The organism is Microbacterium sp. AG238, from assembly GCF_003610405.1.
Lineage (GTDB): Bacteria > Actinomycetota > Actinomycetes > Actinomycetales > Microbacteriaceae > Microbacterium.
The window spans coordinates 85,118-109,350 of record NZ_RAQC01000001.1; the positions used below are offsets into that span (position 1 = coordinate 85,118).

Annotated in this window: 20 protein-coding genes and 1 pseudogene; 17 read left to right on the plus strand and 4 right to left on the minus strand. The window is 70.2% G+C overall.

All coding sequences use genetic code 11. From position 1 onward, the window contains the following. Positions 1-33 precede the first annotated feature (33 nt). Genes DEU36_RS00335 through DEU36_RS00345 form a run of 3 tightly spaced genes read left to right on the plus strand, consistent with a single transcriptional unit; the run spans position 34 to position 3,285 of the window. Entirely contained in the window at positions 34-1,422 is a 1,389-nt protein-coding gene (locus DEU36_RS00335) for a GntP family permease (RefSeq protein ID WP_120262425.1), read from the plus strand. 43 nt (positions 1,423-1,465) lie between these two features. Beyond that, complete coding sequence (locus tag DEU36_RS00340) at positions 1,466-2,233, plus strand: SDR family oxidoreductase (RefSeq protein WP_120262426.1); 768 nt, start codon at positions 1,466-1,468, stop codon at positions 2,231-2,233. A gap of 14 nt (positions 2,234-2,247) precedes the next feature. Then, a complete protein-coding gene (locus tag DEU36_RS00345) occupies positions 2,248-3,285 on the plus strand; it encodes a zinc-binding dehydrogenase (protein WP_120262427.1) in 1,038 nt (345 codons plus the stop codon). Here the strand turns inward: DEU36_RS00345 and DEU36_RS16245 are convergent. Further along, positions 3,270-3,392 (minus strand): hypothetical protein, encoded by a 123-nt coding sequence (locus tag DEU36_RS16245; protein WP_259455154.1) that lies wholly within the window; start codon positions 3,390-3,392, stop codon positions 3,270-3,272. The two genes, DEU36_RS00345 and DEU36_RS16245, sit on opposite strands and share 16 nt — an antisense overlap. 213 nt (positions 3,393-3,605) lie before the next feature. Between DEU36_RS16245 and DEU36_RS00350 the strand changes: the two genes are divergently transcribed. The 3 genes from DEU36_RS00350 to mfd all read left to right on the plus strand — a co-directional run bounded on the left by DEU36_RS00350 (position 3,606) and on the right by mfd (position 8,546). Beyond that, the gene (locus DEU36_RS00350) at positions 3,606-4,244 is read left to right on the plus strand and encodes a 50S ribosomal protein L25/general stress protein Ctc (RefSeq protein WP_120262428.1); all 639 of its coding nucleotides are present in this window, start codon (positions 3,606-3,608) and stop codon (positions 4,242-4,244) included. Positions 4,245-4,309: 65 nt separating this feature from the next. After that, positions 4,310-4,891, plus strand: a complete 582-nt coding sequence (pth, locus tag DEU36_RS00355; RefSeq protein WP_120262429.1) for an aminoacyl-tRNA hydrolase — start codon at positions 4,310-4,312, stop codon at positions 4,889-4,891. 58 nt (positions 4,892-4,949) lie between these two features. After that, positions 4,950-8,546: a transcription-repair coupling factor gene (mfd, locus tag DEU36_RS00360; protein ID WP_183045256.1), complete on the plus strand. Its 3,597-nt coding sequence runs from the start codon at positions 4,950-4,952 to the stop codon at positions 8,544-8,546. Positions 8,547-8,559: 13 nt separating this feature from the next. Here the strand turns inward: mfd and DEU36_RS00365 are convergent, their stop codons facing one another. From DEU36_RS00365 to DEU36_RS00375, 3 genes are all read right to left on the minus strand, one after another. Then, a complete protein-coding gene (locus DEU36_RS00365; protein ID WP_259455155.1) occupies positions 8,560-10,023 on the minus strand; it encodes a basic amino acid/polyamine antiporter in 1,464 nt (487 codons plus the stop codon). A 49-nt stretch (positions 10,024-10,072) separates the two neighbouring features. Further along, positions 10,073-11,431, minus strand: a complete 1,359-nt coding sequence (gene gdhA, locus DEU36_RS00370; RefSeq protein ID WP_120262430.1) for an NADP-specific glutamate dehydrogenase — start codon at positions 11,429-11,431, stop codon at positions 10,073-10,075. Positions 11,432-11,559: 128 nt separating this feature from the next. Further along, complete coding sequence (locus tag DEU36_RS00375) at positions 11,560-14,232, minus strand: phosphoenolpyruvate carboxylase (RefSeq protein ID WP_120262431.1); 2,673 nt, start codon at positions 14,230-14,232, stop codon at positions 11,560-11,562. 114 nt (positions 14,233-14,346) lie between these two features. Between DEU36_RS00375 and DEU36_RS00380 the strand changes: the two genes are divergently transcribed. The 11 genes and pseudogenes from DEU36_RS00380 to DEU36_RS00430 all read left to right on the plus strand — a co-directional run bounded on the left by DEU36_RS00380 (position 14,347) and on the right by DEU36_RS00430 (position 23,988). After that, entirely contained in the window at positions 14,347-15,003 is a 657-nt protein-coding gene (locus DEU36_RS00380; RefSeq protein ID WP_120262432.1) for a MazG family protein, read from the plus strand. 34 nt (positions 15,004-15,037) lie between these two features. Further along, positions 15,038-16,294, plus strand: a complete 1,257-nt coding sequence (gene hisS / locus DEU36_RS00385; RefSeq protein WP_220700916.1) for a histidine--tRNA ligase — start codon at positions 15,038-15,040, stop codon at positions 16,292-16,294. Positions 16,295-16,355: 61 nt separating this feature from the next. Further along, positions 16,356-16,607 (plus strand): hypothetical protein, encoded by a 252-nt coding sequence (locus DEU36_RS00390; RefSeq protein WP_147374344.1) that lies wholly within the window; start codon positions 16,356-16,358, stop codon positions 16,605-16,607. After that, positions 16,604-17,194: a hypothetical protein gene (locus DEU36_RS00395; protein ID WP_259455156.1), complete on the plus strand. Its 591-nt coding sequence runs from the start codon at positions 16,604-16,606 to the stop codon at positions 17,192-17,194. The genes DEU36_RS00390 and DEU36_RS00395 overlap by 4 nt, the downstream gene beginning before the upstream one ends. A 280-nt stretch (positions 17,195-17,474) precedes the next feature. After that, a pseudogene (locus DEU36_RS00400) lies at positions 17,475-18,014 on the plus strand (SGNH/GDSL hydrolase family protein); the annotation flags it as partial. A gap of 96 nt (positions 18,015-18,110) precedes the next feature. Further along, complete coding sequence (locus DEU36_RS00405; protein WP_120264276.1) at positions 18,111-18,788, plus strand: O-methyltransferase; 678 nt, start codon at positions 18,111-18,113, stop codon at positions 18,786-18,788. A gap of 99 nt (positions 18,789-18,887) precedes the next feature. Then, the gene (eno, locus tag DEU36_RS00410; RefSeq protein WP_120262435.1) at positions 18,888-20,168 is read left to right on the plus strand and encodes a phosphopyruvate hydratase; all 1,281 of its coding nucleotides are present in this window, start codon (positions 18,888-18,890) and stop codon (positions 20,166-20,168) included. Positions 20,169-20,199: 31 nt separating this feature from the next. Next, entirely contained in the window at positions 20,200-20,670 is a 471-nt protein-coding gene (locus DEU36_RS00415) for a septum formation initiator family protein (RefSeq protein WP_259455157.1), read from the plus strand. Positions 20,671-20,775: 105 nt separating this feature from the next. Continuing rightward, positions 20,776-21,246, plus strand: coding sequence for a DUF501 domain-containing protein (locus tag DEU36_RS00420; protein WP_120264278.1), 471 nt, complete (start codon positions 20,776-20,778; stop codon positions 21,244-21,246). Then, positions 21,213-22,508: a S8 family serine peptidase gene (locus DEU36_RS00425; protein ID WP_396652140.1), complete on the plus strand. Its 1,296-nt coding sequence runs from the start codon at positions 21,213-21,215 to the stop codon at positions 22,506-22,508. The genes DEU36_RS00420 and DEU36_RS00425 overlap by 34 nt, the downstream gene beginning before the upstream one ends. Positions 22,509-22,539: 31 nt before the next feature. Further along, a complete protein-coding gene (locus DEU36_RS00430) occupies positions 22,540-23,988 on the plus strand; it encodes an NAD(P)/FAD-dependent oxidoreductase (protein WP_120262437.1) in 1,449 nt (482 codons plus the stop codon). Positions 23,989-24,233 lie beyond the last annotated feature (245 nt).

Here is a 24,233-nt window from a genome sequence, read left to right on the forward strand (position 1 = left end):
GGCGTCCGCTTCCCGACATCAACGGAGATACCGATGGAAGACTGGACCCAGACGCTGGGTGCCGGACCGCTGCTGCTCATCGCAGTCGGCGCGATCGCCCTGATCCTGTTCCTGATCATCGTCTGCAAGGTGCACGCCTTCCTGACGCTGATCATCGTCTCGCTGCTCACCGCGTTCGTCGCGCAGGTGCCGGTCTCGGCGATCGCGAAGACGCTCACCGACGGCTTCGGCGGGACACTCGCCGGGGTCGCCCTGCTCGTCGCCCTCGGCGCCATGCTCGGCCGGCTCATCGAGCACTCCGGCGGTGCGAAATCGCTCGCCGACAAGTTCGTCGAGGTCTTCGGTGAGAAGCGCGCTCCGTTCGCGCTCGGCATCGCCTCGCTCATCCTCGGCTTCCCGATGTTCTTCGACGCGGGGCTCGTCATGATGCTCCCGATCATCTTCGCGATCGCGCGTCGCGTCTCGAAGGCGAACGTCCTGCTGTTCGGCATCCCCGCCGCCGCGGCGTTCTCGGTCATGCACGTCTTCCTGCCGCCGCACCCCGGACCGGTCACCGCGACCGAGGCCTACGGTGCGAACCTCGGTCTCGTCCTGCTTCTCGGCCTCGTCATCGTCTTCCCCGTCTGGTACGTCTCGGGCTACCTCTGGGGCAAGTTCATCGCCGCTCGGATCCCGCTGCCCGTGCCCGCGCTGTTCGGAGAGAGGGACGACGATCAGCCCGCGAACCCGCCGCGTCCGCTCACCGTGATCCTGCTCCTGCTGCTTCCGATGCTCCTGATCTTCATGAACACCGGACTGACCACGCTCGCGACCGAGGGCATCGTCTCGACCGACGACCTCTGGGTCCAGGTCCTGGTGCTCCTCGGCAACTCCTTCGTGGCTCTGCTCATCACGGTGATCGTGGCCACCTTCGTCCTGGGCACGCGTCGCGGCGAGAACGGCACCGCGCTCGAGAAGGTCGTCGACTCGGCCCTCGGCCCCGTCGCCTCGGTCATCCTCATCACGGGTGCCGGCGGAATGTTCGGCGGAGTCCTTCGTGCCTCCGGAATCGGTGACGCGCTCGCCGACACGCTGTCCGACCTGGGCCTGCCGATCATCGTCGCGGCCTACGTCATCGCGGTCATCATCCGTCTCGCGCAGGGCTCCGCCACCGTCGCGCTCGTCACTGCCGCGGGCCTCGCCGCGCCGGCTGTCGTCGCAGGCGACTTCAACCCGCTCCAGGTGGCCGCGATCGTGCTGGCCACCGCGGCCGGCTCGGTGTTCGCCGGGCACGTCAACGACTCGGGCTTCTGGCTCGTCGGTCGCCTCATGGGCATGGACGTGAAGACCACCCTGAAGACGTGGACCGTGCAGCAGGCCATCGAATCCGTGACCGCGTTCGTCCTGGTGCTCGGTCTGTTCGGGCTCGCGTCGCTCATCTGACTTCGCCGACGACTGCTTCCCTTCCGGACGACAAGGAGTTCCGATGTCCTCTCTGTTCGATGTGACCGGGCGCGTCGCCCTCGTGACGGGCTCGTCGCGAGGGCTGGGGCGTTCCCTCGCGCTCGCCCTGGCCCGTGAAGGCGCCCGAGTCGTCGTGCACGGGCGTGACGCCGAGGCGGTCGAGCGCACGCGGCGCGAAGCCGCCGAGGCGGGATCGCCCGCACCGGTGTCAGCGGTCTTCGATGTCACGGATGCCGCGGCCGTCGAGGCGGGCGTCGCGGCGATCGTCGCCGAGGTCGGGGTGCCCGACATCCTCGTGAACAACGCCGGGATCCAGCGGCGCGCTCCGTTCGCGGAGTTCGCCGTGTCCGACTGGGACGAGATCGTCGCCGCCAACCTCAGCGGCGTGTTCTACGTCGCGCGTTTCGTGGCGCCGGGGATGGTCGAGCGCGGGTCGGGCAAGATCGTCAACATCGCCTCGGTGCAGTCGGCGCTGGCGCGACAGACGATCGCACCGTACTCCGCGACCAAGGGGGCGGTCGCGCAGCTCACGAAGGGGATGGCGGCCGACCTCGCCCGTCACAACGTGCAGGTCAACGCGCTGTCGCCCGGCTACTTCGCGACCGAGATGAATCGCGCGCTCGTCGACGACGCCGACTTCAGCGCGTGGCTCACGCAGCGCACGCCGGCACAGCGCTGGGGCGACTTCAGGGAGCTCGACGGAGCCCTGCTCTTCCTCTGCTCGAACGCTTCGAGCTTCGTGTCGGGACAGAACATCTTCGTCGACGGCGGCATGACCGCCGTCGTCTGACCGGAAGGACCACCATGCGCGCAGCACACATCCACGGCAAGCAGCACATCGAGATCTCCGATGTCGCCGAGCCCGTCCCCGGCCCGGGGGAGGTTCGTATCCGTGTCGACTACATCGGAATCTGCGGGTCGGACCTCCACTATTACTACGAGGGCGCCAACGGCGCGTTCGTCGTGCGGGAGCCGCTCATCCCGGGTCACGAGCTCAGCGGCCGGATCGACCTCGACCCCTCGGGTGAGTGGGAGTCCGGCACGCCGGTGACACTTCACCCCGCCACCTTCGGCCGAAAGGCCGAGGCGATCGCGGACGATCCCCACCTCTGGCCGGGCGGCGCCTACCTCGGCAGCGCCTCGACGACGCCGCACACGCAGGGCGCGCTCGCCGAGCTGATCGTCGCCGATCGCGCCATGGTGCGACCGCTGCCGACGTCCCTGCCGATCCGTCGCGCCGTGCTGGCGGAGCCGCTCGCGGTGGCTCTGCACGGGCTCGGCAAAGCGGGCGATGTCGCGGGGGCGCGTGTGCTCGTGACCGGAGCCGGTCCGATCGGACTGCTTGCGGTGGCCGCAGCGATCGCCGCCGGCGCGGGGGAGGTGCACGCCACCGACGTGCTAGCCGGGCCCCTCGAGCGGGCACGACGACTCGGTGCGACGACGACGTTCGACGTGACGAGCGAGCAGCCGCCGGCCGACGCCTACGACGTCGTGCTGGAGTGCTCGGGAGTCGCGGCGTCGGTGTCCGCGGCGCTGCGCGCGGTGCGCCCGGCCGGGCGCGTCGTGCAGGTGGGCATGGTTCCCAACGAACCGCGACCGGTCAACTTGGCGCCGTTCATCTCCAAGGAAGTGGTCTACGTCGGCACATTCCGATTCAAGGATGAGATCGACGAGGCCGTCCGGCTGCTCGATGAGCGCCCCGAGATCGAACAGGTGATCACCCACGTCGTGGACGCCGACGACATCGTCGAGGCGTTCGCGACGGCGAAGGACTCGGAGGCATCCGGGAAGGTCGTCGTCGCGGTCTGGCCCGCGGGGCAGACGGGTCAGCCCTTGCGGTAGCCCTGCCGGCCCATCGAGAACAGCGCGAGGCTGACGGAGACGATCGAGCCGAGCGTCATCGCACCGATGACCCACAGAAGCACGTGTGAGAACCAGCCGTAATCCATTTTTCCTCCGGGCGTAGGCGACGTCTCATCCACCCTACCCAGCGCTGGTAGAGTGGGGGTGTACTTCGGCGAGGGATGCCGCGTGCCCGCTGTGCGGGAACCGGGATCCGTGATCGACGAGGGTGTGTGCAGGACGTTTCCTCTCCACGCGCTCGCGTTCGCGTCGAACCCGCATACCGCTGAGCCGGCCCTCGGGCCCACAAGGAGAAACGCATGTCCACCGAGACCGACACCAAGGTCGTTGCAGAGACGCGCACCAACTTCGGCAAGGGCTTCGCCCGCCGTCTGCGTGCCGCTGGCCAGATCCCCGCCGTCATCTACGGCCACGGCACCGACCCCGTGCACGTCGCCCTGCCGGGCCACCAGATGCTGCTGCTGGTCCGCCGCGCCAACGCGGTGATCGAGCTGACGATCGACGGCAAGGAGCAGCTGGTCCTCGTCAAGGACGTCCAGCGCGACCCCGTGCGCCAGATCATCGAGCACATCGACCTCCTCGTCGTGAACAAGGGCGAGAAGGTCCAGGTCGACGTTCCTGTCGTCGTCACGGGCGAGCCCTTCTCGGGCACCATCGCGACGCAGGATGCGTCGTCGATCACGCTCGAGGTCGAGGCGACTCACATCCCGCAGACCGTCGAGGTGGACGTCGAGGGCCTCGAGGACGGCGCGCGCATCACCGCTGCCGACCTGAACCTGCCCCGCGGCGCCGCGCTGATCACCGACCCCGAGACGCTCGTCGTCGCCGTGTCGGTTCCTGCTTCGACGAACGCCGCCGCCGACGCGATCGAGGCCGCCGATGAGGCGACCGCGACCGAGCAGTCGGACGAGGCCGAGGGCGACGCGAAGTCCGAGTAAGACTCATCCGTGCGGAGCCCGTTCTCACCTCGTGAGGACGGGCTCCGTCGTTCGAAAGGCGCGCCATGGCGGACACCTGGCTCATCATCGGTCTCGGCAACCCGGGGCCGCGTTACGAGGCGACCCGGCACAACATCGGTCAGATGGTCATCGACGAACTCGCGAGCCGGCGGGGCGAGACGCTGCGCGCGCACAAGGCCAACGCTTGGGCTGCGGAGTCGTGGCTCCGTCCCGGCGCGGCCAAGATGGTGCTGGCCAAGCCGAAGACGTTCATGAACGTCTCGGGTGGCCCCGCGGCGGCCCTGGCGTCGTTCTACGGCGTCGATCCGGATCACGTCGTCGTCGTCCACGACGAGCTCGACATCCCCTTCGACACCATCAAGCTCAAGACCGGCGGGGGGCACGGCGGGCACAACGGCGTGCGTGATATCGCCAAGGCCCTCGGCACCCCCGAGTTCGCGCGTGTCCGCGTCGGGATCGGCCGGCCCCCGGGTGTCCAGGATCCGGCCGACTGGGTCCTCGACCCGTTCTCCGCTACCGAGCGCAAGACGCTCGGCATCCTCGTGTCGGATGCGGCCGACGCGGTCGAGACGGTCGTCGGCGACGGCCTGCTCGCCGCTCAGCAGCGCTTCCACGCACCGCGCTGACCGCGCTGTCGGAGGACGGCGAGGCGCCCGTGTCGGCGGCCGGCGGTAGGCTTCTGTGGTGACAGTTCCCGGGATCGTGCGCGCCCTTTCGCAGGCTGACTCCTTCCGGGAGGCGGTGACATCAGGCGCCTTCGGCAGCGTCGACTACTCGCTCGCCGACGGCCTCGACGCCCCGCTCCTCGCGGCGCTGCTCGAACAGCGCCGTCGCGACGGACGTCCCGCCGTCGTCCTCGCCGTCACGCCCACGGGCCGCCGGGCCGAGACGCTCGGTGCGGCGTTGCAGTGCCTCGTGCCCGAGGCCGAGATCGTCCACTTCCCCGCGTGGGAGACCCTGCCGCACGAGCGTCTGAGCCCGAGCCCCGAGACCGTCGGCCGCCGCCTGGCCGTGCTCCGCCGCGCGGCCGCGCACGACGGCCGCACCCCGCTGATCATCACGGCATCCGTGCGCGCGGCGCTGCAACCGCTCGCCGCTGGCCTGACCGACGCCGAGCCGGTGACGCTGTCCGTCGGCACGCGCGGAAGCGACCTCGAACAGGTCGTCCGCCGGCTCGTCGAACTTGCCTATCATCGGGTCGACATGGTCTCGCGACGCGGCGAGTTCGCGGTGCGCGGCGGCATCCTCGACGTCTTCCCGGCCGAAGCCGATCACCCGCTGCGCATCGACTTCTTCGGCGACGAGATCGATCAGATCCGCGCCTTCTCGATCGCCGATCAACGCTCGCTTCCGGGCGAGGTCGAGAAGGCCGAGCTGCTTCCGGCGCGCGAACTGCTGCTGACACCCGCCGTGCGGGAGCGGGCAGCGGCGATGGCGCCGACCTTCCCGAGTCTGACGGGCATGCTCGAGAAGATGTCGCAGGGCATCCCCGTCGAGGGCATGGAGTCTCTCCTGCCCGCGCTGGCGGAAGGCGTCGTGCCGATCGTCGACTATCTGCCCCGCGATTCCGCGATCGCTCTCGTCGATCCCGAGCGATCGCGTACCCGCGCACGCACCCTCGGCGAGACCAATCGCGAGTTCCTCGAGGCCGCGTGGAGCGCGGCGACGGCCGGGGCCGACAGCCCCGTCGACCTCGGCTCGGGCGACTTCCTCACCCTTCCCGCACTGCGTGAGGCGATGCGTGAGCGCTCCGGTGTGTGGTGGACGCTCAGCGCGTTCGATTCGGGCGCCGCGGATGCCGCTGACGAAGGGCTGACCGACACCGGCCACGACCTGCGCATCGTCGGCAGCGCGGTGCCGTCGTTCCAGGGCAACGTCGACGGCGCCACCGCCCACATCGGAGACCTGTTGGCGCGCGGCTGGCGCGTCGTGGTGTGCGCCTCCGGTCCCGGTCTCGTCGATCGCGCCCGCGACGTGCTGGCGGAGCGGGGTATCGCAGCGCGCACGAGCGATGGGGTCGCCGAACTCGACGAGGAGGCCGTCGCGGTCTGCGTCGTGGCCTCGCTCGAGCGCGGTTTCGAGTCGGACGAGGCGAAGCTCGCCGTCCTGACCGAGAGCGAGTTCTACGGTCGCACGATCGGCAGCGACGGCCGCGTCGTGAAGAAGCTCGCGACGCGGCGACGCAACGTCGTCGACCCGCTCCAGCTCAAGCCCGGCGATGTCGTCGTCCATTCCACCCACGGCATCGGCAAGTTCGTCGAGCTCGTGCAGCGTGAGGTGTCGAGCGGCGGGCGCAACCCGGTCAAGACGCAGCGCGAGTACCTCGTGCTTGAGTACGCGCCCGCGAAGCGCGGCTACCCCGGCGACAAGCTCTTCGTGCCCACCGACCAGCTCGATCAGCTCTCACGCTACGTCGGCGGCGAGGCACCGGTGCTCTCGAAGATGGGCGGCAGCGACTGGGCCGCGGCGAAGGGCAAGGCGCGCAAGGCCGTCCGCGACATCGCCGTCGAGCTCGTCAAGCTCTACTCGGCGCGCATGGCGTCGAAGGGTCACGCGTTCGGACCCGACACGCCCTGGCAGCGCGAGCTCGAAGAGGCTTTCCCGTTCGCAGAGACGCCGGATCAGCTGCAGACGATCGACGAGATCAAGGCCGACATGGAGAAGCCGATCCCGATGGACCGTCTGCTCTCGGGCGATGTCGGGTTCGGCAAGACCGAGGTCGCCGTCCGCGCCGCGTTCAAGGCGATCCAGGAGGGCAAGCAGGTCGCGATGCTCGTCCCGACCACGCTCCTCGCGAAGCAGCATCTCGAGACGTTCACCGAGCGGTTCGCGGGCTTCCCCGTCAAGGTGCGGCCGCTGTCGAGGTTCCAGACGCCCAAGCAGGCACGAGAGACGGTCGAGGGACTCGCCGACGGCACCGTCGACATGGTCATCGGCACGCACCGCATCCTGACGGAGAAGGTCGCCTTCAAAGACCTCGGCCTGCTCATCATCGACGAGGAGCAGCGGTTCGGCGTCGAGCACAAGGACTCGCTGAAGAAGCTGAAGACGGGCGTCGACATCCTCGCGATGAGCGCGACGCCGATTCCGCGCACACTCGAGATGGCCGTCACCGGCATCCGAGAGATGTCGACCCTCGCGACACCGCCGGAGGAGCGGCATCCGATCCTCACCTATGTCGGCCCTCGCAGCGACAAGCAGATCGCCGCCGCCATCCGACGCGAGCTCCTGCGCGAAGGCCAGGTGTTCTTCGTGCACAACCGCGTGCAGTCGATTCAGCGCGTCGCGGCGCAGCTCGGCGAGCTCGTGCCGGAGGCGCGTATCGCGGTCGCGCACGGCCAGATGGGCGAGCACCAGCTCGAACAAGTCGTCGACGATTTCTGGGAGCGTCGCGCCGACGTCCTCGTCTCGACGACGATCGTCGAGACCGGGCTCGACATCTCCAACGCCAACACGATCATCATCGACCGCGCCGACAAGTACGGTCTGAGTCAGCTGCACCAGCTGCGCGGCCGCGTCGGACGCGGGCGCGAGCGGGCGTACGCGTACTTCCTGTACGACGAGAACAAGCCGCTGAGCGAGACCGCCGCGGATCGTCTCGAGACGATCGCCGTCAACAACGACCTCGGCTCGGGTATGCAGGTGGCGTTGAAGGACCTCGAGCTCCGCGGCGCCGGAAACCTCCTGGGGGCCGAGCAGGCGGGGCACATCGCCGGGGTCGGATTCGACCTCTACCTGCGCATGATCGGCGAGGCCGTCTCGGCCTTCCGCGGCGAGGAGGTCGACGGCCCAGCAGAGCTGCGGCTCGAGCTGCCCGTGGCGGCGCGCATCCCCGAGGACTACATCGACAGCGAGCGGCTGCGACTGGAGGCCTACCAGAAGCTGTCGGCGGCGGCAGCCGTCAGCGCCAAGGACGACGCGATCGATCTCGTCGTCGAGGAGCTCACCGACCGGTACGGCCGTCCGCCCGCGGAAGTGGAGGGCCTGCTGGCGGTCGCCCGTCTGCGTCGACGGGCTGCCCAATCGGGCCTCACCGACGTCGTCGCGATGGGGCCCAATCTGCGGGTCGCGCCGGCGCGCCTGCCCGAATCGATGCGCATCCGGCTGCAGCGCCTGTACCCCAAGGCCAAGCTGCTCGCCGGCGGCGAGGCCCTCGTGGTTCCGCTGCCGACCGCGGGTGGCGCTGCGCTCAGCGACGCCGACCTGATCGCGTGGACGGGGCAGCTGCTCGAGCAGCTCTTCCCCGTCGCTGCGCCGGCCGCATCGTCCGCGACATCCTGACCTTCGGGCCGGGTCAGATGCTGATCCGGCCCGACGCGAGCAGCACGACGGCAGCCACAGCACCGGCGACCGCGGCCGCGAAAACGACCCATTCGGCCCGCGTGAACACGCGTGCCCCCGCGCGTCGGCGGGCGGCAGCGAACAACGCGGTCCCGGGCACGATGATCAGCAGCGACAGCAACAGGTAGTGCGCGCCGGCCGCGATCAGAAGGAAGATCGTGTAACCCGTCGCGATGACGGCGACGAGCAGGTCGCGCACGCGCGCCCGCTCGCCCGGGCGGTACGTCTCGCCCGTGAGCGTGAGCTTCAGTGCGTAGCCCGCGGAGAGGACGAACGGGATCAGCACGAGCACGCTCGTCAGGTCGAGTGCCACCGAGAAGGCGTTCTCGGCGAACAGGACGACCACCAGCAGCACCTGCACCAGCGTCGTCGACAGCATGAGCGCACCGACCGGGGTGTCCTCGGCGTTGGTGCGCGAGAGGAACGCCGGCAGATCGCCGGACCGCGAGGCCTCCAGGAGGACCTCGGCCGCCATGAGCGTCCACGAGAGATAGGCGCCGAGCACAGCGACGATGAGCGAGGCGCCGATGAACACCGCCCCCGCAGGTCCCACGATCGTCTCCAGGACTCCGCCCAGAGACGGCTCCGCGAGCGCCGCGATCTGCTCACGCGGCAGCACCCCGAACGAGACGATCGTCACTGAGGCGAAGACCGCGAGGACGCTGAGGAAGCCGAGGAGCGTGGCGCGTCCGACGTCGCGCCGCGAGCGGGCGTGGCGAGAGTTGACGCTGGCCCCTTCGAGGCCGATGAAGACGAAGACGGTGACGAGCATCGTGGCGCGGATCTGGTCCCACAGGGGGGCTCCCGCCGGTCCCGCCCAGTTCGCGGCGAACACCGCGGGATCGAAGACCGTCGCGCAGAGGACGACGAACACGACGATCGGGAGCGTCTTGGCGATGCTGACGACGCGGTTCACCGCAGCAGCGGAGCGGACGCCCCGGCGGATCAGGATGAAGAAGAGCCAGAGCCCGGCTGACGACACCGCCACGGCGGCGATCGTGTCACCCGCGCCGAGGGCGGGGAAGACCGCGCCCAGGGTCGAGGTGATGAACACCCAGTAGAAGACGTTGCCCGCGCACGCACTGGCCCAGTATCCGAAGGCCGAGAAGTATCCGAGATAACGGCCGAAGCCTGCTCGTGCGTAGCTGTAGACGCCCGCGTCGAGATCCGGCCTGCGATTGGCGAGCAGCTGGAACGCGAAGGCGAGCGCGAGCATGCCCCCGCCCGCGACCGCCCATGCGACGAGCGTCCCGGCGACTCCGGTCTCGGCCGCGAACCCGGCGGGGAGCGAGAACACCCCCGCTCCCACCATCGAGCCGATGACGAAGGTCGACAGGGTGAGCATCGACACGGTTGCCGGGCGCGCTCCGGTACGCGTGAGCGCGGGGTCCGTGGGGGAGGAGGGATCGGCAGGCACGGGGTGAAAGCCTAACCCCGCTCGCACGCCGCGCGGGCCCCCGGCGGCGTCAGATGACTCCCTGAGCGAGCATCGCACGTGCGACGCGCTCGAAACCGGCGGCGTTCGCCCCGACGACGTAATCGCCCGGGTGGCCGTACCGCTCGGCAGCGGCGAACGCGGCGTCGTGAACGTTCTTCATGATCTCGCGCAGCTTGTTCTCGCTGTCGGCGAAGCCCCAGCGCTGACGTGATGCGTTCTGGCTCATCTCGAGGGCGGATGTCGCCACGCCGCCCGCGTTCGCCGCCTTACCGGGACCGAACAGCACGCCGGCCGCACGGAACGCGTCGACCGCTTCGGGCGTCGAGGGCATGTTGGCGCCCTCGACCACGACACGGACGCCCCCGTCGATGAGCGAGCGCGCATCGTGGCCGTCGAGCTCGTTCTGGGTCGCGGAGGGGATCGCGACATCGACCGCGGTGCCCCACGGGCGGCCCCCGTCGACGAAGGTCGCGCCGGGGCGGTGATCCAGATACGCCGAGATGCGCCGGCGGTCGATCTCCTTGACCTGCTTGAGCACGGCGAGGTCGATCCCGTCCTCGTCGACGATCGTGCCCGAGGAGTCGGACGCCGTGATCGGGGTTGCGCCGAGCTGGTACGCCTTCTCGATCGCATAGGTCGCGACGTTGCCCGAGCCCGAGACGGCGACGCGCTTGCCGCCGAGGGAGTCGCCCTCGACGGCGAGCATCTCCTGCGCGAAGAAGACGGCGCCGTAGCCGGTCGCCTCCGTGCGGACCTCCGCGCCGCCCCACTGCACGCCCTTGCCGGTGAACATGCCCGACTCGTGGCGGTTGGTGATCTTGCGGTACTGACCGAAGAGGTAGCCGATCTCGCGCGCACCGACGCCGATGTCGCCGGCGGGGACGTCCGTGTGTTCGCCGAGGTGCCGGTAGAGCTCGTTCATGAAGGACTGACAGAAGCGCATGATCTCGGCATCCGACCGGCCGTGCGGGTCGAAGTCGCTCCCGCCCTTGGCGCCGCCGATGCCCTGACCGGTGAGGGCGTTCTTGAAGATCTGCTCGAAGCCGAGGAACTTCACGATCGACAGGTTCACGGTCGGGTGGAAGCGCAGTCCGCCCTTGTACGGTCCGAGCACCGAGGAGAACTGCACGCGATAGCCGCGATTGACACGAACGGTGCCGGCGTCGTCGAGCCACGGCACGCGGAACATGATCTGCCGCTCGGGTTCGACCAGTCGCTCGAGGATGCCGTCGCGCGCGAGCTCGGGCTGGGCGTCCACGACCGGCGCGATCGCCTCGAGCACCTCGTGAACGGCCTGCTGGAACTCGGGCTCGTGCGGATTGCGCTGGAGGACGGTGTCGAACACCGGCTGAACGGGGGAGGGCAGGGGAGCGTGGTGTTCGGTCATGGTGGAGCTTTCTGGCCGAGCGGGCGGGACCCGAACCACGCTAGCGGGCGCGCCGGGGCCGCCTCGGCCATGTGACGATCGGACGATGCGGTGGTGCGGGGCGGCGATCGCGATCACCGCCGGCGTGGTCACCCGGTGTTCTGGAGACCCGCTGCGACGCCGTTGACGGTGAGCAGCAGCAGCCGCTGCCATTCGGGCGGGGTGGGGGCGTCGTGCTCCGTCGACCGCAGCACGCGCAGAGCACGCAGCTGGAGCAGCGAGAGCGCGTCGACGTACGGGCTGCGCATCTTCACGGCACGCTGGAGCACGGGCTTGTTGGCGAGTAGACCGTCGCCACCGGCGATGCGTACGACCCAGTCGCGGGTGAGCAGCATCTCGTCGACGACGAGCTGAGCGAGGTCGTCGCGGTCGGCGAGCGCGAGGTGGCGACGCGCCATGCGGGGGTCGGCCTTCGCGAGACTCATCGCCACGTTGTCGATGACCGTGCGCAGGAGCGGCCACTGCTCGTATGCCTCGCGCAGCAGCGCTTCGTCGCCGACGGCCTCGAGCGCGGTTCCGAGCCCGAACCAGCCGGCCAGGTTGATACGCGCTTGCGTCCAGGCGAACACCCACGGGATCGCGCGCAGGTCCTCGAGCGACTCGACCGACAGACCGCGACGCGCCGGGCGCGAGCCCAGGGCGAGCAGTCCGATCTCCTCCATCGGCGTCACAGCGGCGAACCAGGGTGCGAACCCGGGCGCCTTCACGAGCGAGAAGAAGCGCTCGCGCGAGGCGGTGTCCATTGTCGCCGCCACATCGGCGTAGCGTTCGGCGGCACGGCTGTTGCGCTCTTCGATGGAGGGTGCCGAGGCGAGCAGGATTGCGGCCGCGACCTGATCGATGTGCCGGAGGGCGATGTCGGGGTCGCCGTAGCGGGCGAAGATGACTTCACCCTGCTCGGTGAGCTTGAACCGGCCGTCGACCGAGTGCGGCGGCTGCGCGAGGATCGCGGAGTTGGCGGGCCCGCCGCCGCGGCCGAGCGCGCCGCCGCGCCCGTGGAACAGGGTCAGCTCGATGTGCTGCTCCTGTGCCCACGCGGCGATGCGTGCCTGTGCCTCGTAGAGGGCGAGGTTGGCCGCCACCGGTCCGACGTCCTTCGACGAGTCGGAGTAGCCGAGCATGACCTCGAGGCGACGGCCCGTCGCCTCGAGGCGCGCGGCGAATGCCGGGTGATCGACGATCTCCGCCAGGATGCCGGGGGCCGCCTGCAGGTCGGCGAACGTCTCGAACAGCGGGATGACATCGAGTACCGGCGGGGTCCCGTCGGGGCCGACGGCGTGCCGGGCGAGCGCGTGGACGTTCGCGAGATCGTCTGCGGACTGCGTGAACGACACGATGTAGCGTCCGGCGGCTCGCGGCCCGAACCGCTTCTGCACCTGCGAGATGGTGCGGAACACCTCGAGCACCTCGACCGCGAGGTCGCTCAGCTCGCCGCCCGCTTCACACTCGGCGAGCACCTTCGCGTGAACGGCGGAGTGCTGGCGGACCTCGAGCTCGGCGAGGTGGAAGCCGAAGGTCTCGACGGCCCAGATGAGCTGCTGGAGCGCGCCGAAGGCCTGGCGCTTGGCACCTGCCTGGTCGAGCGAGCTCTGCACCACGCGCAGATCTGCGAGGAACTCCTCCGGGTCGCTGTAGGCGAGATCCGCGTCGCGAGCCCGCGTGGCCCGGATGCGGCGCGCGAGCAGCATCATGACCCGCTTGTGGTGCTCGCCCGGTGCGCGCTTGACGGCGTCGGCGGCGCCGTCGTCGTCGGATGCGGCGAGTCGGTCCCAGAGTGCGCGCAGCGCGCTGCTCGGCGGCGTGGTCTCGCCCGACATCGTCAGCCCGCGGCCGACGCGCTCGGTGCTCCGTTCGAGTCCGAGTAGCACGTGTTCGGCCGCGATGCCCGCAGCCTTCTTCGTGACCGATGCTGTGACGAAGGGATTGCCGTCACGGTCGCCGCCGACCCAGGTGCCCAGGCGCACGAACGGCGACACCACGGGGGGACGGCTTCCCGCGACCTCGCCCTGAAGTGCGTCGTCGAGGCGGCGGTAGACCAGCGGGATGGTGGTGTAGAGGGTGTCGTCGAACACAGCCATGACCGCGCGCACCTCGTCGGTCGGCGTCGGCTTCTCGGCACGAAGCGGCGAGGTTCGCCAGAGCGTGTCGATCTCCTCGAGCATGCGCCGGCGGGCGCGGCGGTGTTCGGCGCCGCCCGCGGCGGAGTTCTCGAGCGTCTCGAGGAGGCTGACGAGGCGCCGGATGCTCTGCGACACCGCGCGGCGACGCGCCTCGGTCGGGTGAGCGGTGAAGACGGGGTGGAAGCGCAGTTCTCGCAGGCGGCGGGCTGCCTCGTCTTCGCCGACCTCGGACGACAGCTGCGCGTACGCGGCGGGGATCGAGTCGCCCGCGCTGTCCTGGTCGGAGACGCCGGCGCGCTCGCGCAGCAGACGCACGCGCTGGTGTTCCTCGGCGAGGTTCACCAGGTGGAAGTACACGGTGAACGCCCGCGCGACCTCGTCTGCGCGGGAGACGCTGAACGACTCGGCGATCGCAGCTGCTCGCTCGAACGCCTCGGGGGAGTCGTCTGTGTAGGCCTGGATCGTGGCGCCCCGCAGCCGCTCGACGTCGTCGAAGAGCCCCGGGGAGCCGCTCTCGCGCAGCACCTGCCCGAGCATCGAACCGAGCATCCGCACGTCGGAGCGCATCGCCTCGGGAATCTCCTGCTCGGCCTCGTATCGGCCGACGAGATCGATCGCTTCGGTTCGGGTCAGCTCGCGCATGCCTCCAAATTACTGGCACCGGGGAGGTGCGATTGACACGGTGGTCACACACGGGCCGCCCGACCCCGTTGTGTTACGGCGGACTAGCCTGGGACTCCCGTCCGAAGGAGTCCGATGTCCGATCCGTTGCGCGATGCGGCCGACACGATGCGCGCTGTGCGCGACCGATGCGTGTGGACGGCGCAAATCTCCCACCGTGACCTCGTGCCCTATCTGATCGAGGAGTCGGCGGAGGTCGTGGATGCCGTCGAGGCCGGCACCGCGGACGATCTGCGCGAGGAGCTCGGCGACCTCCTGTGGCAGGTGCTGTTCCACTCCGAGATCGCATCACGCTCGGCATCCGACCCCTTCGACATCGACGACGTCGCGCGCGGCCTCACGGAGAAGATGGTGCGTCGGCATCCTCATGTCTTCGCCGACGAGACGGCCGAGACGCCCGAGCAGGTGCTGGTGCTCTGGAACGCGGCGAAGGCGGCCGAGAAGCGCACGCGCTCGAGCGTCCTCGACGGAGTGTCCGTCCACATGCCGACACTCGCTCTGGCCCAGAAGGTGCTCGCCAAGTCGGCGTCCATCCTGTCGGCGGCACCGGTGCTCCGCGCGGAACCACCCGCCGACGAGGCCGAACTCGGCGACGCGCTCCTCGCACTCGTCTCGCACGCCCGCGCCCAGGGCTGGGACGCCGAGCGGGCTCTGCGCGAACGACTGCGCGCGCTCGATGGCGAGATCCGCGACGCGGAGGGCGCCGGTCGCGGCTCCGCCGACCTGGAATAATAGGCCGGTGCCCACCGTGAATCCGCCGCGCGGCATGCGCGACTTCCTCCCCGCCGACAAAGCCCGCCGCGAGCGCGTCCTCGCCGTCGTCCGTCAGCGCTACCGCGCCCACGGCTTCGACGAGATCGAAACGCCCGTCATGGAGGAGTACGACCGCCTGCACGCCGGCATCGGCGGCGACAACGAGAAGCTCGCCTACAACGTCCTGGCGCGAGGGCTCCACGCCGACGGCATCCGCGCCGCAGCCGACGACCCCGCGTCGCTGACCGACCTCGGTCTCCGCTACGACCTCACCGTGCCGCTCGCCCGGTTTTACGCTTCGCACCGCGCCGAACTTCCCACGGTGTTCCGCGCGATCCAGATCGCGCCGGTATGGCGCGCCGAGCGGCCGCAGAAGGGTCGCTACCGGCAGTTCGTGCAGTGCGACATCGACATCATCGGAGACGCGAGCCCGCGTGCGGAGGCCGAGCTGATGACGGCGAGCCTCGACGCGCTCGAGGCTCTCGGACTGGCCGGAGCAACGATACGCATCAACGACCGGCGGGCGCTCGACGCGATGCTCGCCACGTTCGGGTTCGCCGAGTCCGAGCGTCCCGGCGTGCTCATCACGATCGACAAGCTCGACAAGCTCGGTGCCGACGGCGTCGTGGCGGAGTTGCGTGAGCGAGGTGCGACCCCGGCAGCCGCAGACGCCTTCGAGGCGTTCCTCCGTCGCCCGCAGACGGATGCCGCGGGGTATGACGCCGACGGCATCCGAGCGCGCCTTCCGGAGGGCGTGGGCGACGACGTGATCGCGCACCTCGTGGGCATCGGAGAGGCCGTGCGCGCGGCGCGCGGTGGAACGGACGACGTTCCGCTCGTCTTCGATCCGTTCCTCGTGCGCGGCATGGGCTACTACACGGGCACGATCTTCGAGCTCGCGCACCCATCGGTGTCGTACTCGCTCGGTGGGGGCGGTCGCTACGACGGCATGATCGGCCGGTTCCTGGGGGCGGAGGTGCCCGCCGTGGGCTTCTCGCTCGGGTTCGAGCGTCTCGTCGACCTGCTGGGCGCGGGCGCGGGCGACGGCCGAGACGGTCTCGTGCTCGTTCACGATCGCGATGTTCCGCTGCCCGAGCTGCTCGCCGCGAAGGCGCACCTCGTCGCCAGCGGTGCGCGGGTGCGTCTCGAGCAGCGCCCGAAGAACCTCAAGGCGCTTCTGGAGCGCGCCGCGGCCGACGGCTACGCCGGTTTCGTCACGATGCGCACAGGAGAGGACATCCGCTCGGCGGATCCGCGACCCATCGACTGATCATCGCTCCGCTGTCAACTGTGTGTTGACGACAGGCCGCGTGTCAATCTAGGGTTGACGCATGGACAAGCCAAACCCGCGTCATCACGTCACCCGGATCCGGTGGGTGGCAGCCGTATCCGCCGTCGCCGGAGCCGTGCTCTCTCTCGCCGCCATCGGGTTCGACTGGTCGGGGTTCTGGGGCGGGTTCGCGCTCGGCGCGGGCATCGCCGCCATCGTCCTCGCTGCATACCTCTGGGGTCTGGTCACGGGCATGAGCCGCGCCGGTCACACGCCGACGTGGCTCCCCGCCCGGACGAACGGATCGGTGTGACCACGCATCGATCCACGGGTGACGACGCCCTCACGACCGGCGGCGCACCCGTCGCCCTCGAGATCATCGGCGACGCCATCGGTCGCGTCGTCCTCGACGCCGCCCAGGTCGAGGAAGCGGCCGGCATCGACGTCGAGGGCCACGTGAGAGTCATCGCCGCCAGCGCCGCAGCCGAGCGCGCGGCGCGCTCGCTTCTGCACCGATCAGTCGTCGCCGCCCGCGCCGCGGGCGCGAGCTGGTCTCGCATCGGCGCGGAGCTGGGGATGTCCCGCCAGGCCGCGCAGCAACGCTTCGGAGCGGAGCCGCTGGCGGTGGAGGAATCGACGGAGGAACGGTGGCTCGGACCTGTCACCGCGTTCGACGAGCTGCCCGAACTCGAGGCGGCGGGTCGGCAGGGCTGGCGGACCGTCGGGGCGGGGATGCTCGCGCACCGGATGCGCCGGACCGAGACCCAGTGGGAGCATCGCCGCATCCTGTGGCGGGTCTCGTTGGAGCGCGAGCTCCAGGACGGTTGGGAGGTCGGTTGCCGCGCGTTCCCGTGGATCTACCTCGTGCGCGATCTCGGTCTCGCACCTGAGCCGGACTGACCGCACGCCGACGCCGTTGGGCTGTTCGTCGGATCGTCTTCTGCGGCCGTTCACCCGATGGTGTTGTGCTGGCGTCATGACCACACCAGCGGCGCGCATCGGGGCCGCCGTCGGCGGCGCGGTCATCTCGGCCGGGGCGGTCGTGCTCGCTTCGCGCCTCGTGCTGACCCGACAGGCCGCACTCGCCCGCGAACGCATCGGTAAACCGCTCGGTGAGCTCGCGCTCGACGCCGATCGCCTCTGGCGGCGCTCCTATGCGGGTGAGCCGGTGCGTCTCGTCATGCTCGGCGACTCGCTGGCGGCGGGGCTCGGGGCCGACCGCCGCAAGGACACGCTCGGCGGGCGGCTCGCACGCGGTCTCGCGAAGCGGACGCATCGCCCGGTGCGGCTGCGGACCGGCGCCGTCGTCGGAGCGGAGTCGTCGACGCTCGGCGATCAGATCGCCGCGCTCGGAGACGACGCGTCTGCGGACGTCGCGGTCATCGTCGTCGGCGGCAACGATGTCACGCATCGGATTCCTCCCGGCGAGGCCGCACGCAGTCTCGCCGACGCGGTCGATGCGCTGCGAGCGCGCGGATGCGCCGTCGTGGTCGGGACCTGTCCGGACCTCGGCGCCCTGCGCCCCGTCCCGCAGCCGTTGCGGAGCTTCGCCTCGCGGGCATCGCGAGCGCTCGCGGAGGCGCAGGGGAGGGCCGCGGGTGCCGCAGGTGCGCGTGTCGTCTCGCTCCGCCGCGCCGTGGGCCCGGTGTTCGTCGACAACCCCGACGAGATGTTCGCGCTCGATCGGTTCCACCCGAGCGCACTGGGTTACCGGCGCACCGCCGATGCTCTGCTTCCGGCCGTGTCTGCGGCGTTCGCTGAGACGAGAGCGGCGCGGATGCTGGCGCGCACCGACGTCGTGCGGTTGGCTGAAGGCATGACGACCGACCCCACTCCCGACAGCTGGAGGCGCACCGACGCGTATCTCACGGCGACTCTCGTGACACCGGATCCGGCACTCGAGGCCGCCCTCGCCGACCAGCGTGCGGCGGGGCTGCCCGCGATCGAGGTCTCTCCGCTCAGCGCCAAGCTGCTTCAGCTGCTGATCAGGATCGGGGGCGTCCGCCGGGTTCTCGAGATCGGTACGCTCGGCGGCTTCTCGACCATCGCGATGGCGCGCGCGCTCCCCGCCGACGGACGGCTGCTCAGCATCGAGGCCGAGGCGCGCAACGCTGACGTCGCCCGCGCCAGCATCGCGCGGGCCGGCGTCGACGACCGCGTCGAGGTGCGGGTCGGTCGTGGCGCCGACGTCCTCCCGGATGTCGATGAGGAGTTCGACCTCGTCTTCATCGACGCCGACAAGGAATCGAACACGATCTACCTCGACCACGCGGCGAGGCTGACCCGACCCGGCGCGATCGTCGTGGTCGACAACGTCGTGCGCGCGGGGCGGGTGAGCGATCCCGCGACGGAGGACGAGCAGGTGGCAGGCACGCGCCGCGCACTCGAGATGCTCGCGCGTGACCGGCGCTTCGACGCGACCGCGCTGCAGACGCTCGACCTCAAGGGCTGGGACGGGCTCGCTCTCGCCCTGCGGGTGGATCCCGCGTCATAGTCCCGGCAGACCCGGTGGCGGCGGCCACGGTCATCACTAGACTCAAGAGTGGACCGACGACGCTCCACGACTCACCCTCCACAAGCAAGGAGTACCCCTGTGGCACTGATCGAGGCTGTAGGCGCACGCGAGATTCTGGATTCGCGTGGCAACCCGACCGTTGAAGTGGAGGTGCTCCTCGACGACGGCATCGTCCAGCGCGCGGCCGTCCCCTCCGGCGCGTCCACCGGCGCGTTCGAAGCGTACGAGCTCCGCGACGGCGACAAGAGCCGTTACGGCGGCAAGGGCGTGCTCAAGGCCGTCACCGCGGTCATCGACGAGCTCGGCCCGGCCATCGAAGGCGTCGATGCGAGCGAGCAGCGCATCATCGACGAGATCCTCATCGAGACCGATGGCACCGAGAACAAGTCGCGCACGGGCGCGAACGCCATCCTCGGCGTCTCGCTCGCCGTCGCCAAGGCCGCGGCCGACTCGGCCGACCTGCCGCTGTTCCGCTACCTCGGCGGACCGAACGCGCACGTCCTGCCCGTTCCGCTGTTCAACGTCATCAACGGCGGCGAGCACGCGGACAACGGCATCGACATGCAGGAGTTCTTCCTCGCGCCGATCGGCGCCGAGAGCTTCAGCGAGTCGCTGCGCTGGGGCACCGAGGTCTACCACGTCCTCAAGGGCGAGCTGAAGGCCGCGGGCTACGCGACCGGACTGGGCGACGAGGGCGGCTTCGCCCCCGACCTGCCGAGCAACCGCGAGGGGCTCGAGTTCCTCGTCAAGGCGATCGAGAAGGCCGGCTTCAAGCCCGGCTCCGAGATCGCCCTCGGTCTCGATGTCGCGGCGACGGAGTTCTTCACGGACGGCGTCTACCGCCTCGACAACAAGGACTGGAACGCCGAGCAGCTGACCGAGTACTACGTGCAGCTCGTCAACGACTTCCCGATCGTCACGATCGAGGACGCGCTGGCCGAGGACGACTGGGACAACTGGACCGCCCTCACCGAGAAGCTGGGCGACAAGGTCCAGCTCGTCGGCGACGACCTGTTCGTCACCAACCCGGCACGCCTGGCCGACGGCATCCGCCGCAAGGCCGCGAACTCGCTGCTGGTGAAGGTCAACCAGATCGGCACGCTGTCCGAGACGCTCGACGCGATCGCGGTCGCACACCGCGCCGGATACACGACGATGCTCTCGCACCGCTCGGGTGAGACCGAGGACACGACCATCGCCGACCTGGCCGTGGCTGTCAACGCCGGCCAGATCAAGAGCGGCGCGCCCGCGCGCTCGGAGCGCGTGGCGAAGTACAATCAGCTTCTGCGCATCGAGGAGGAGCTGGGTGACGCCGCGGAGTTCATCGGCCGTGCTGCGTTCCCGCGATTCCAGGGCTGACCTGCGCTGAAACGTGACGAGAGGGGGAGCCGTGGTCAAGACGACGGCTCCCTCTTCTCGTGCCCGGCGGCGGGTCGACGTCCGGGAGTGGATGGGGGGCATCCGCGTGTCGGGCTTCGCCTTCATCATGCTCGGCCTCGTCGTGCTGGCCGCATGCGTGCTCGTGCCTTCCGTGAGCACCTATCTCGACCAGCGCGCGCAGATCGCGGCACTCGAAGAGTCCGTCCGTGTCGGCCAGGACGAGGTCGACGCCCTCGCTGCCGAACGCGAGCAGTGGCGCGACCCGGCTTTCATCATGACCCAGGCGCGTGAGCGCCTGTACTACGTCCGTCCCGGTGAGGTCGTCTACCTCATCGACGACGACCTCCCCGCCTCCGCGGTGCCCGACGACCCGGCTGCTGTTTCGAGCGACGTGGAGCGCACGCGCACCGACTGGATGTCGCAGTTCGTGCGATCCGTCGTGACGAGCGGATCGGCGCGCACGGCCGCGACCGGTCCCTGACCGCCGCGCCCCCCCGGGCCCCAGGAGTCGGCCAGCAGCGGACGGTAGCCTGTCTGGGTGACTGCTACGGCCCTGACACCCGCGACCGACGCCGACCTCGAGGTCATGCGCGAGCAGCTGGGGCGTCCGATGCGGGGAGTCGTGGGTATCGCGGCGCGCTGCGTGTGCGGCAACCCGACGGTCGTCTCGACGGAACCGCGGCTGCCCGACGGCACGCCTTTCCCGACCTTCTATTACCTCACGCATCCGGGTGCCACCGCCGCCATGTCGGCGCTCGAGGCGACCCATGTCATGCGTGACCTGTCCGACCTCCTGGCTGAGGACGCCGAGGTAGCAGAGGCGTATCGGCGCGCCCACGAGAGCTACCTCGCCGACCGGGCAGCCTACGGAGAGGTCGAGGAGATCGCGGGCATCTCGGCCGGAGGCATGCCCACGCGTGTGAAGTGCCTGCACGCCGTCGCGGCGCACGCACTCGCGGCCGGACCCGGGGTCAACCCCATCGGCGATCTCGCGCTCGAGCGATCGACCTGGTCGCCCGAGCGATGCACATGCGCCACCCCGCGGGTGGCCGCGTGACGCGGCGCGTCGGGCGGCTCCTGCGCGCGGCCGTCGTCGGCGTGCTCGTCGTCAGCGCGACGACGGCCGGTGCAGTGGTGCCCCCGCCCGATCCCGCGCGCCAGGCGGAGTACTGGCTCGATGACTACGGGGTCCGCACGGCGTGGCAGACCACGCGCGGGGCCGGTACGACGATCGCGGTGATCGACACGGGCATCGGTCGCGGTCCGGCCGAGTTCGAGGGCGCGGTCAGCGCGGGCGCAGACTTCTCGGGCTCAGGAAGCGCCGACGGACGTACGCCCGTCGGCGGCGATGACCGCGATCACGGCAGCTGGGTCGCCTCGCTCGCGGCATCCCGCGGCACCGGACCCGACACCGGCATGATCGGCGTCGCGCCGGAGGCGAGGCTGCTGTCGCTGTCCATCGGCTTCGGCGGCACGTCCGACATCCCGTTCGCGACGCAGGTCGCCGACGCGATGACGTGGGCCGTCGATCAGGGCGCCGACGTCATCAACCTGTCGTTCACGACGAATCTCCTCGAGTGGGACCCGTCGTGGGACACGGCCTTCCAGTACGCCTACGACCATGACGTGGTGGTCGTCGTCGCCGCCGGGAACCGGGGGACGGGAACCGATCGCGTCGGCGCGCCGGCCACGATCCCCGGCGTCCTCACCGTCGGCGGCGTCGATCGTGGGGGAGTCGCGAGCCAGGAGGCGTCGACGCAGGGCATCACGATCGGCATCTCGGCGCCGAGCGAGGGCCTGCTCGGCGTCTCGGCCGACGGCCGCATCGTGGTGTGGGACGGCACCAGCGGCGCGGCCCCGATCGTCGCGGGCGTGGCCGCGCTGGTGCGCTCGGCACATCCCGGGCTCGACGCGAACAACGTCATCAACCGCATCATCAAGACCGCGCGCGCGGTCCCCGGCGTCTCGGCGAAGCCCGATCCGCTTTACGGCTACGGACTGCTGGATGCCGCGGCTGCGGTGAGTGCGGCCGTTCCGGCGGTGTCGGAGAACCCGATGGGCGATCTCGCGGAATGGGTGCGCATCTACCGCCGGGCGGAGCAGGCGCCCGCGCCTCAGCCCACGACCTCGCCCGTCGCGCTGCCGGAGCTGCCGGCCGCGGACCCTCCGTCCGAGGCCGGGTCGCCGCTTCTGCCGAGCATGAAAACGCTCCTGTACGGGACCGTCCCGCTCTTGGGTGTGACCATGGCCGCTATACTGGTGGCGCTCGGCGTCACTGCTGCTGTCCGGCGCATCCGATCGGCCCGCGCGTCGCGCTAGCCGAGCCCCCGATCAAGGAGTTCTTCCGAACGTGTCCACATCTGTACCCCAGATCCTCGTCGTCGGTGGCGGCTACGCCGGCTTCTACACCGCGTGGAAGCTCGAGAAGCACCTCCGCAAGGGTGAGGCCGAGGTCACCATCGTCGACCCGCTGCCCTACATGACCTACCAGCCGTTCCTCCCCGAGGTCGCGGCCGGTGAGATCGAGGGCCGCCACGTCGTCGTCGGTCTTCGCCGTCACCTCAAGCGGACGAACGTCGTCAACGCGAAGGTCACGAAGATCGACCACGCCAACAAGGTCGCGACGATCACGCCCGAGCAGGGGGAGCCGTGGGAGCACCGCTACGACCAGATCGTCGTGACCGCCGGTGCCGTCTCGCGCACCTTCCCGATCCCGGGCATCGCTGACAACGCGATCGGTCTGAAGACGGTCGAAGAGGCGATGGCGATCCGCGACCGCATCCTCACCAACTTCGACCGTGCGGCGAACCTGCCTGCCGGCCCCGAGCGCGACCGTCTGCTGACCGTCGTCGTCGTCGGTGGCGGCTTCGCGGGCATCGAGGTGTTCGCAGAGCTGCGCGCGATGGCGTCGTCGCTCCTGAAGAGCTACCCGCAGCTGCGCTTCGAGGACACGCACTTCCACCTCATCGAGGCCATGGGACGCATCATGCCCGAGGTCTCGCTCGAGACGAGCCAGTGGGTGCTGAAGGACCTCGCGAAGAAGGGTGCCAACGTGCACCTCGACACGCAGGTGCAGGGCGCCGAGGGCGGCAACGTTGCACTGTCGACGGGTGAGGTCATCCCCACCGACGTCATCATCTGGACCGCCGGCGTCATGGCGAACCCGACGGTCGTTCGCGGCAGCGACCTGCCCGTCGAGGAGCGCGGCCGCATCCGCACCCGCGCCGATCTGCGTGTCGGCACGCCCGAGGAGATCGTCGAGGGCGCCTGGGCTGCCGGTGACATCTCGGCCGTTCCCGACCTGACCGGCGGCGGCGTGGGCGGCTACTGCGTGCCCAACGCGCAGCACGCCGTGCGTCAGGCCAAGCTGCTGGCGAAGAACCTCGTCGCCGTGCTCCGGGGCGAGACGCCGCGCGAGTACTTCCACAAGAACCTCGGTGCGGTCGCCGGCCTCGGCCTCGGCAACGGTGTCTTCCAGTCCGGCAAGATCGCGATCAAGGGCTTCTTCGCCTGGGTCGCGCACCGCGGCTACCACGGTCTCGCGATGCCGTCGTGGGAGCGCAAGTGGCGCGTCGTGGGCGACTGGTGGATGAACTTCTGGCTCGGCCGCGACAACGTCGCTCTGCAGGGAACGCTCACGCCGCGTGCTGCGTTCGAGGAGTTCGCCGCGCGTCCGCGTCCCGCGCAGCCCGCCGCGGAGAACCCGCAGCCGCCGATCGACCCGAAGAGCGTCGCGAAGGACGAGGGCGCCGCAGCGGTCGCCCCCGCCGAGAAGGACAACAAGGTCAACGCGAGCTGAGGCTCGTGCACCCCGAGGCCCCCGCACCGCTCGGTGACGGGGGCCTCGTCGTTCCCCGGTCTCGCGTGGGGGCTGCTGCGGGTTGGGTTGGCAGGTCGCGCCCCTTCACGGGTCGCGCGTGGGCGGGTACTGCCAGGTGAGTGGGTTGCGTGGGTGCTGCTGCGGGTTGGGTTGGCAGGTTGTGCCGCTTCGCGGGTCGCGCGTGGGCGGTTACTGCCAGGTGAGTGGGTTGCGTGGGGGCTGCT

Bases quoted from the DNA above. Each gene is read 5' to 3' on its own strand.
- DEU36_RS00335 (WP_120262425.1), top strand. From the start codon at position 34: ATGGAAGACTGGACCCAGACGCTGGGTGCCGGACCGCTGCTGCTCATC.
- DEU36_RS00340 (WP_120262426.1), top strand. From the start codon at position 1,466: ATGTCCTCTCTGTTCGATGTGACCGGGCGCGTCGCCCTCGTGACGGGC.
- DEU36_RS00345 (WP_120262427.1), top strand. From the start codon at position 2,248: ATGCGCGCAGCACACATCCACGGCAAGCAGCACATCGAGATCTCCGAT.
- DEU36_RS16245 (WP_259455154.1), bottom strand. From the start codon at position 3,392: ATGGATTACGGCTGGTTCTCACACGTGCTTCTGTGGGTCATCGGTGCG.
- DEU36_RS00350 (WP_120262428.1), top strand. From the start codon at position 3,606: ATGTCCACCGAGACCGACACCAAGGTCGTTGCAGAGACGCGCACCAAC.
- pth (WP_120262429.1), top strand. From the start codon at position 4,310: ATGGCGGACACCTGGCTCATCATCGGTCTCGGCAACCCGGGGCCGCGT.
- gdhA (WP_120262430.1), bottom strand. From the start codon at position 11,431: ATGACCGAACACCACGCTCCCCTGCCCTCCCCCGTTCAGCCGGTGTTC.
- DEU36_RS00375 (WP_120262431.1), bottom strand. From the start codon at position 14,232: ATGCGCGAGCTGACCCGAACCGAAGCGATCGATCTCGTCGGCCGATAC.
- DEU36_RS00380 (WP_120262432.1), top strand. From the start codon at position 14,347: ATGTCCGATCCGTTGCGCGATGCGGCCGACACGATGCGCGCTGTGCGC.
- hisS (WP_220700916.1), top strand. From the start codon at position 15,038: ATGCGCGACTTCCTCCCCGCCGACAAAGCCCGCCGCGAGCGCGTCCTC.
- DEU36_RS00390 (WP_147374344.1), top strand. From the start codon at position 16,356: ATGGACAAGCCAAACCCGCGTCATCACGTCACCCGGATCCGGTGGGTG.
- DEU36_RS00405 (WP_120264276.1), top strand. From the start codon at position 18,111: ATGACGACCGACCCCACTCCCGACAGCTGGAGGCGCACCGACGCGTAT.
- DEU36_RS00420 (WP_120264278.1), top strand. From the start codon at position 20,776: ATGCGCGAGCAGCTGGGGCGTCCGATGCGGGGAGTCGTGGGTATCGCG.
- DEU36_RS00425 (WP_396652140.1), top strand. From the start codon at position 21,213: ATGCACATGCGCCACCCCGCGGGTGGCCGCGTGACGCGGCGCGTCGGG.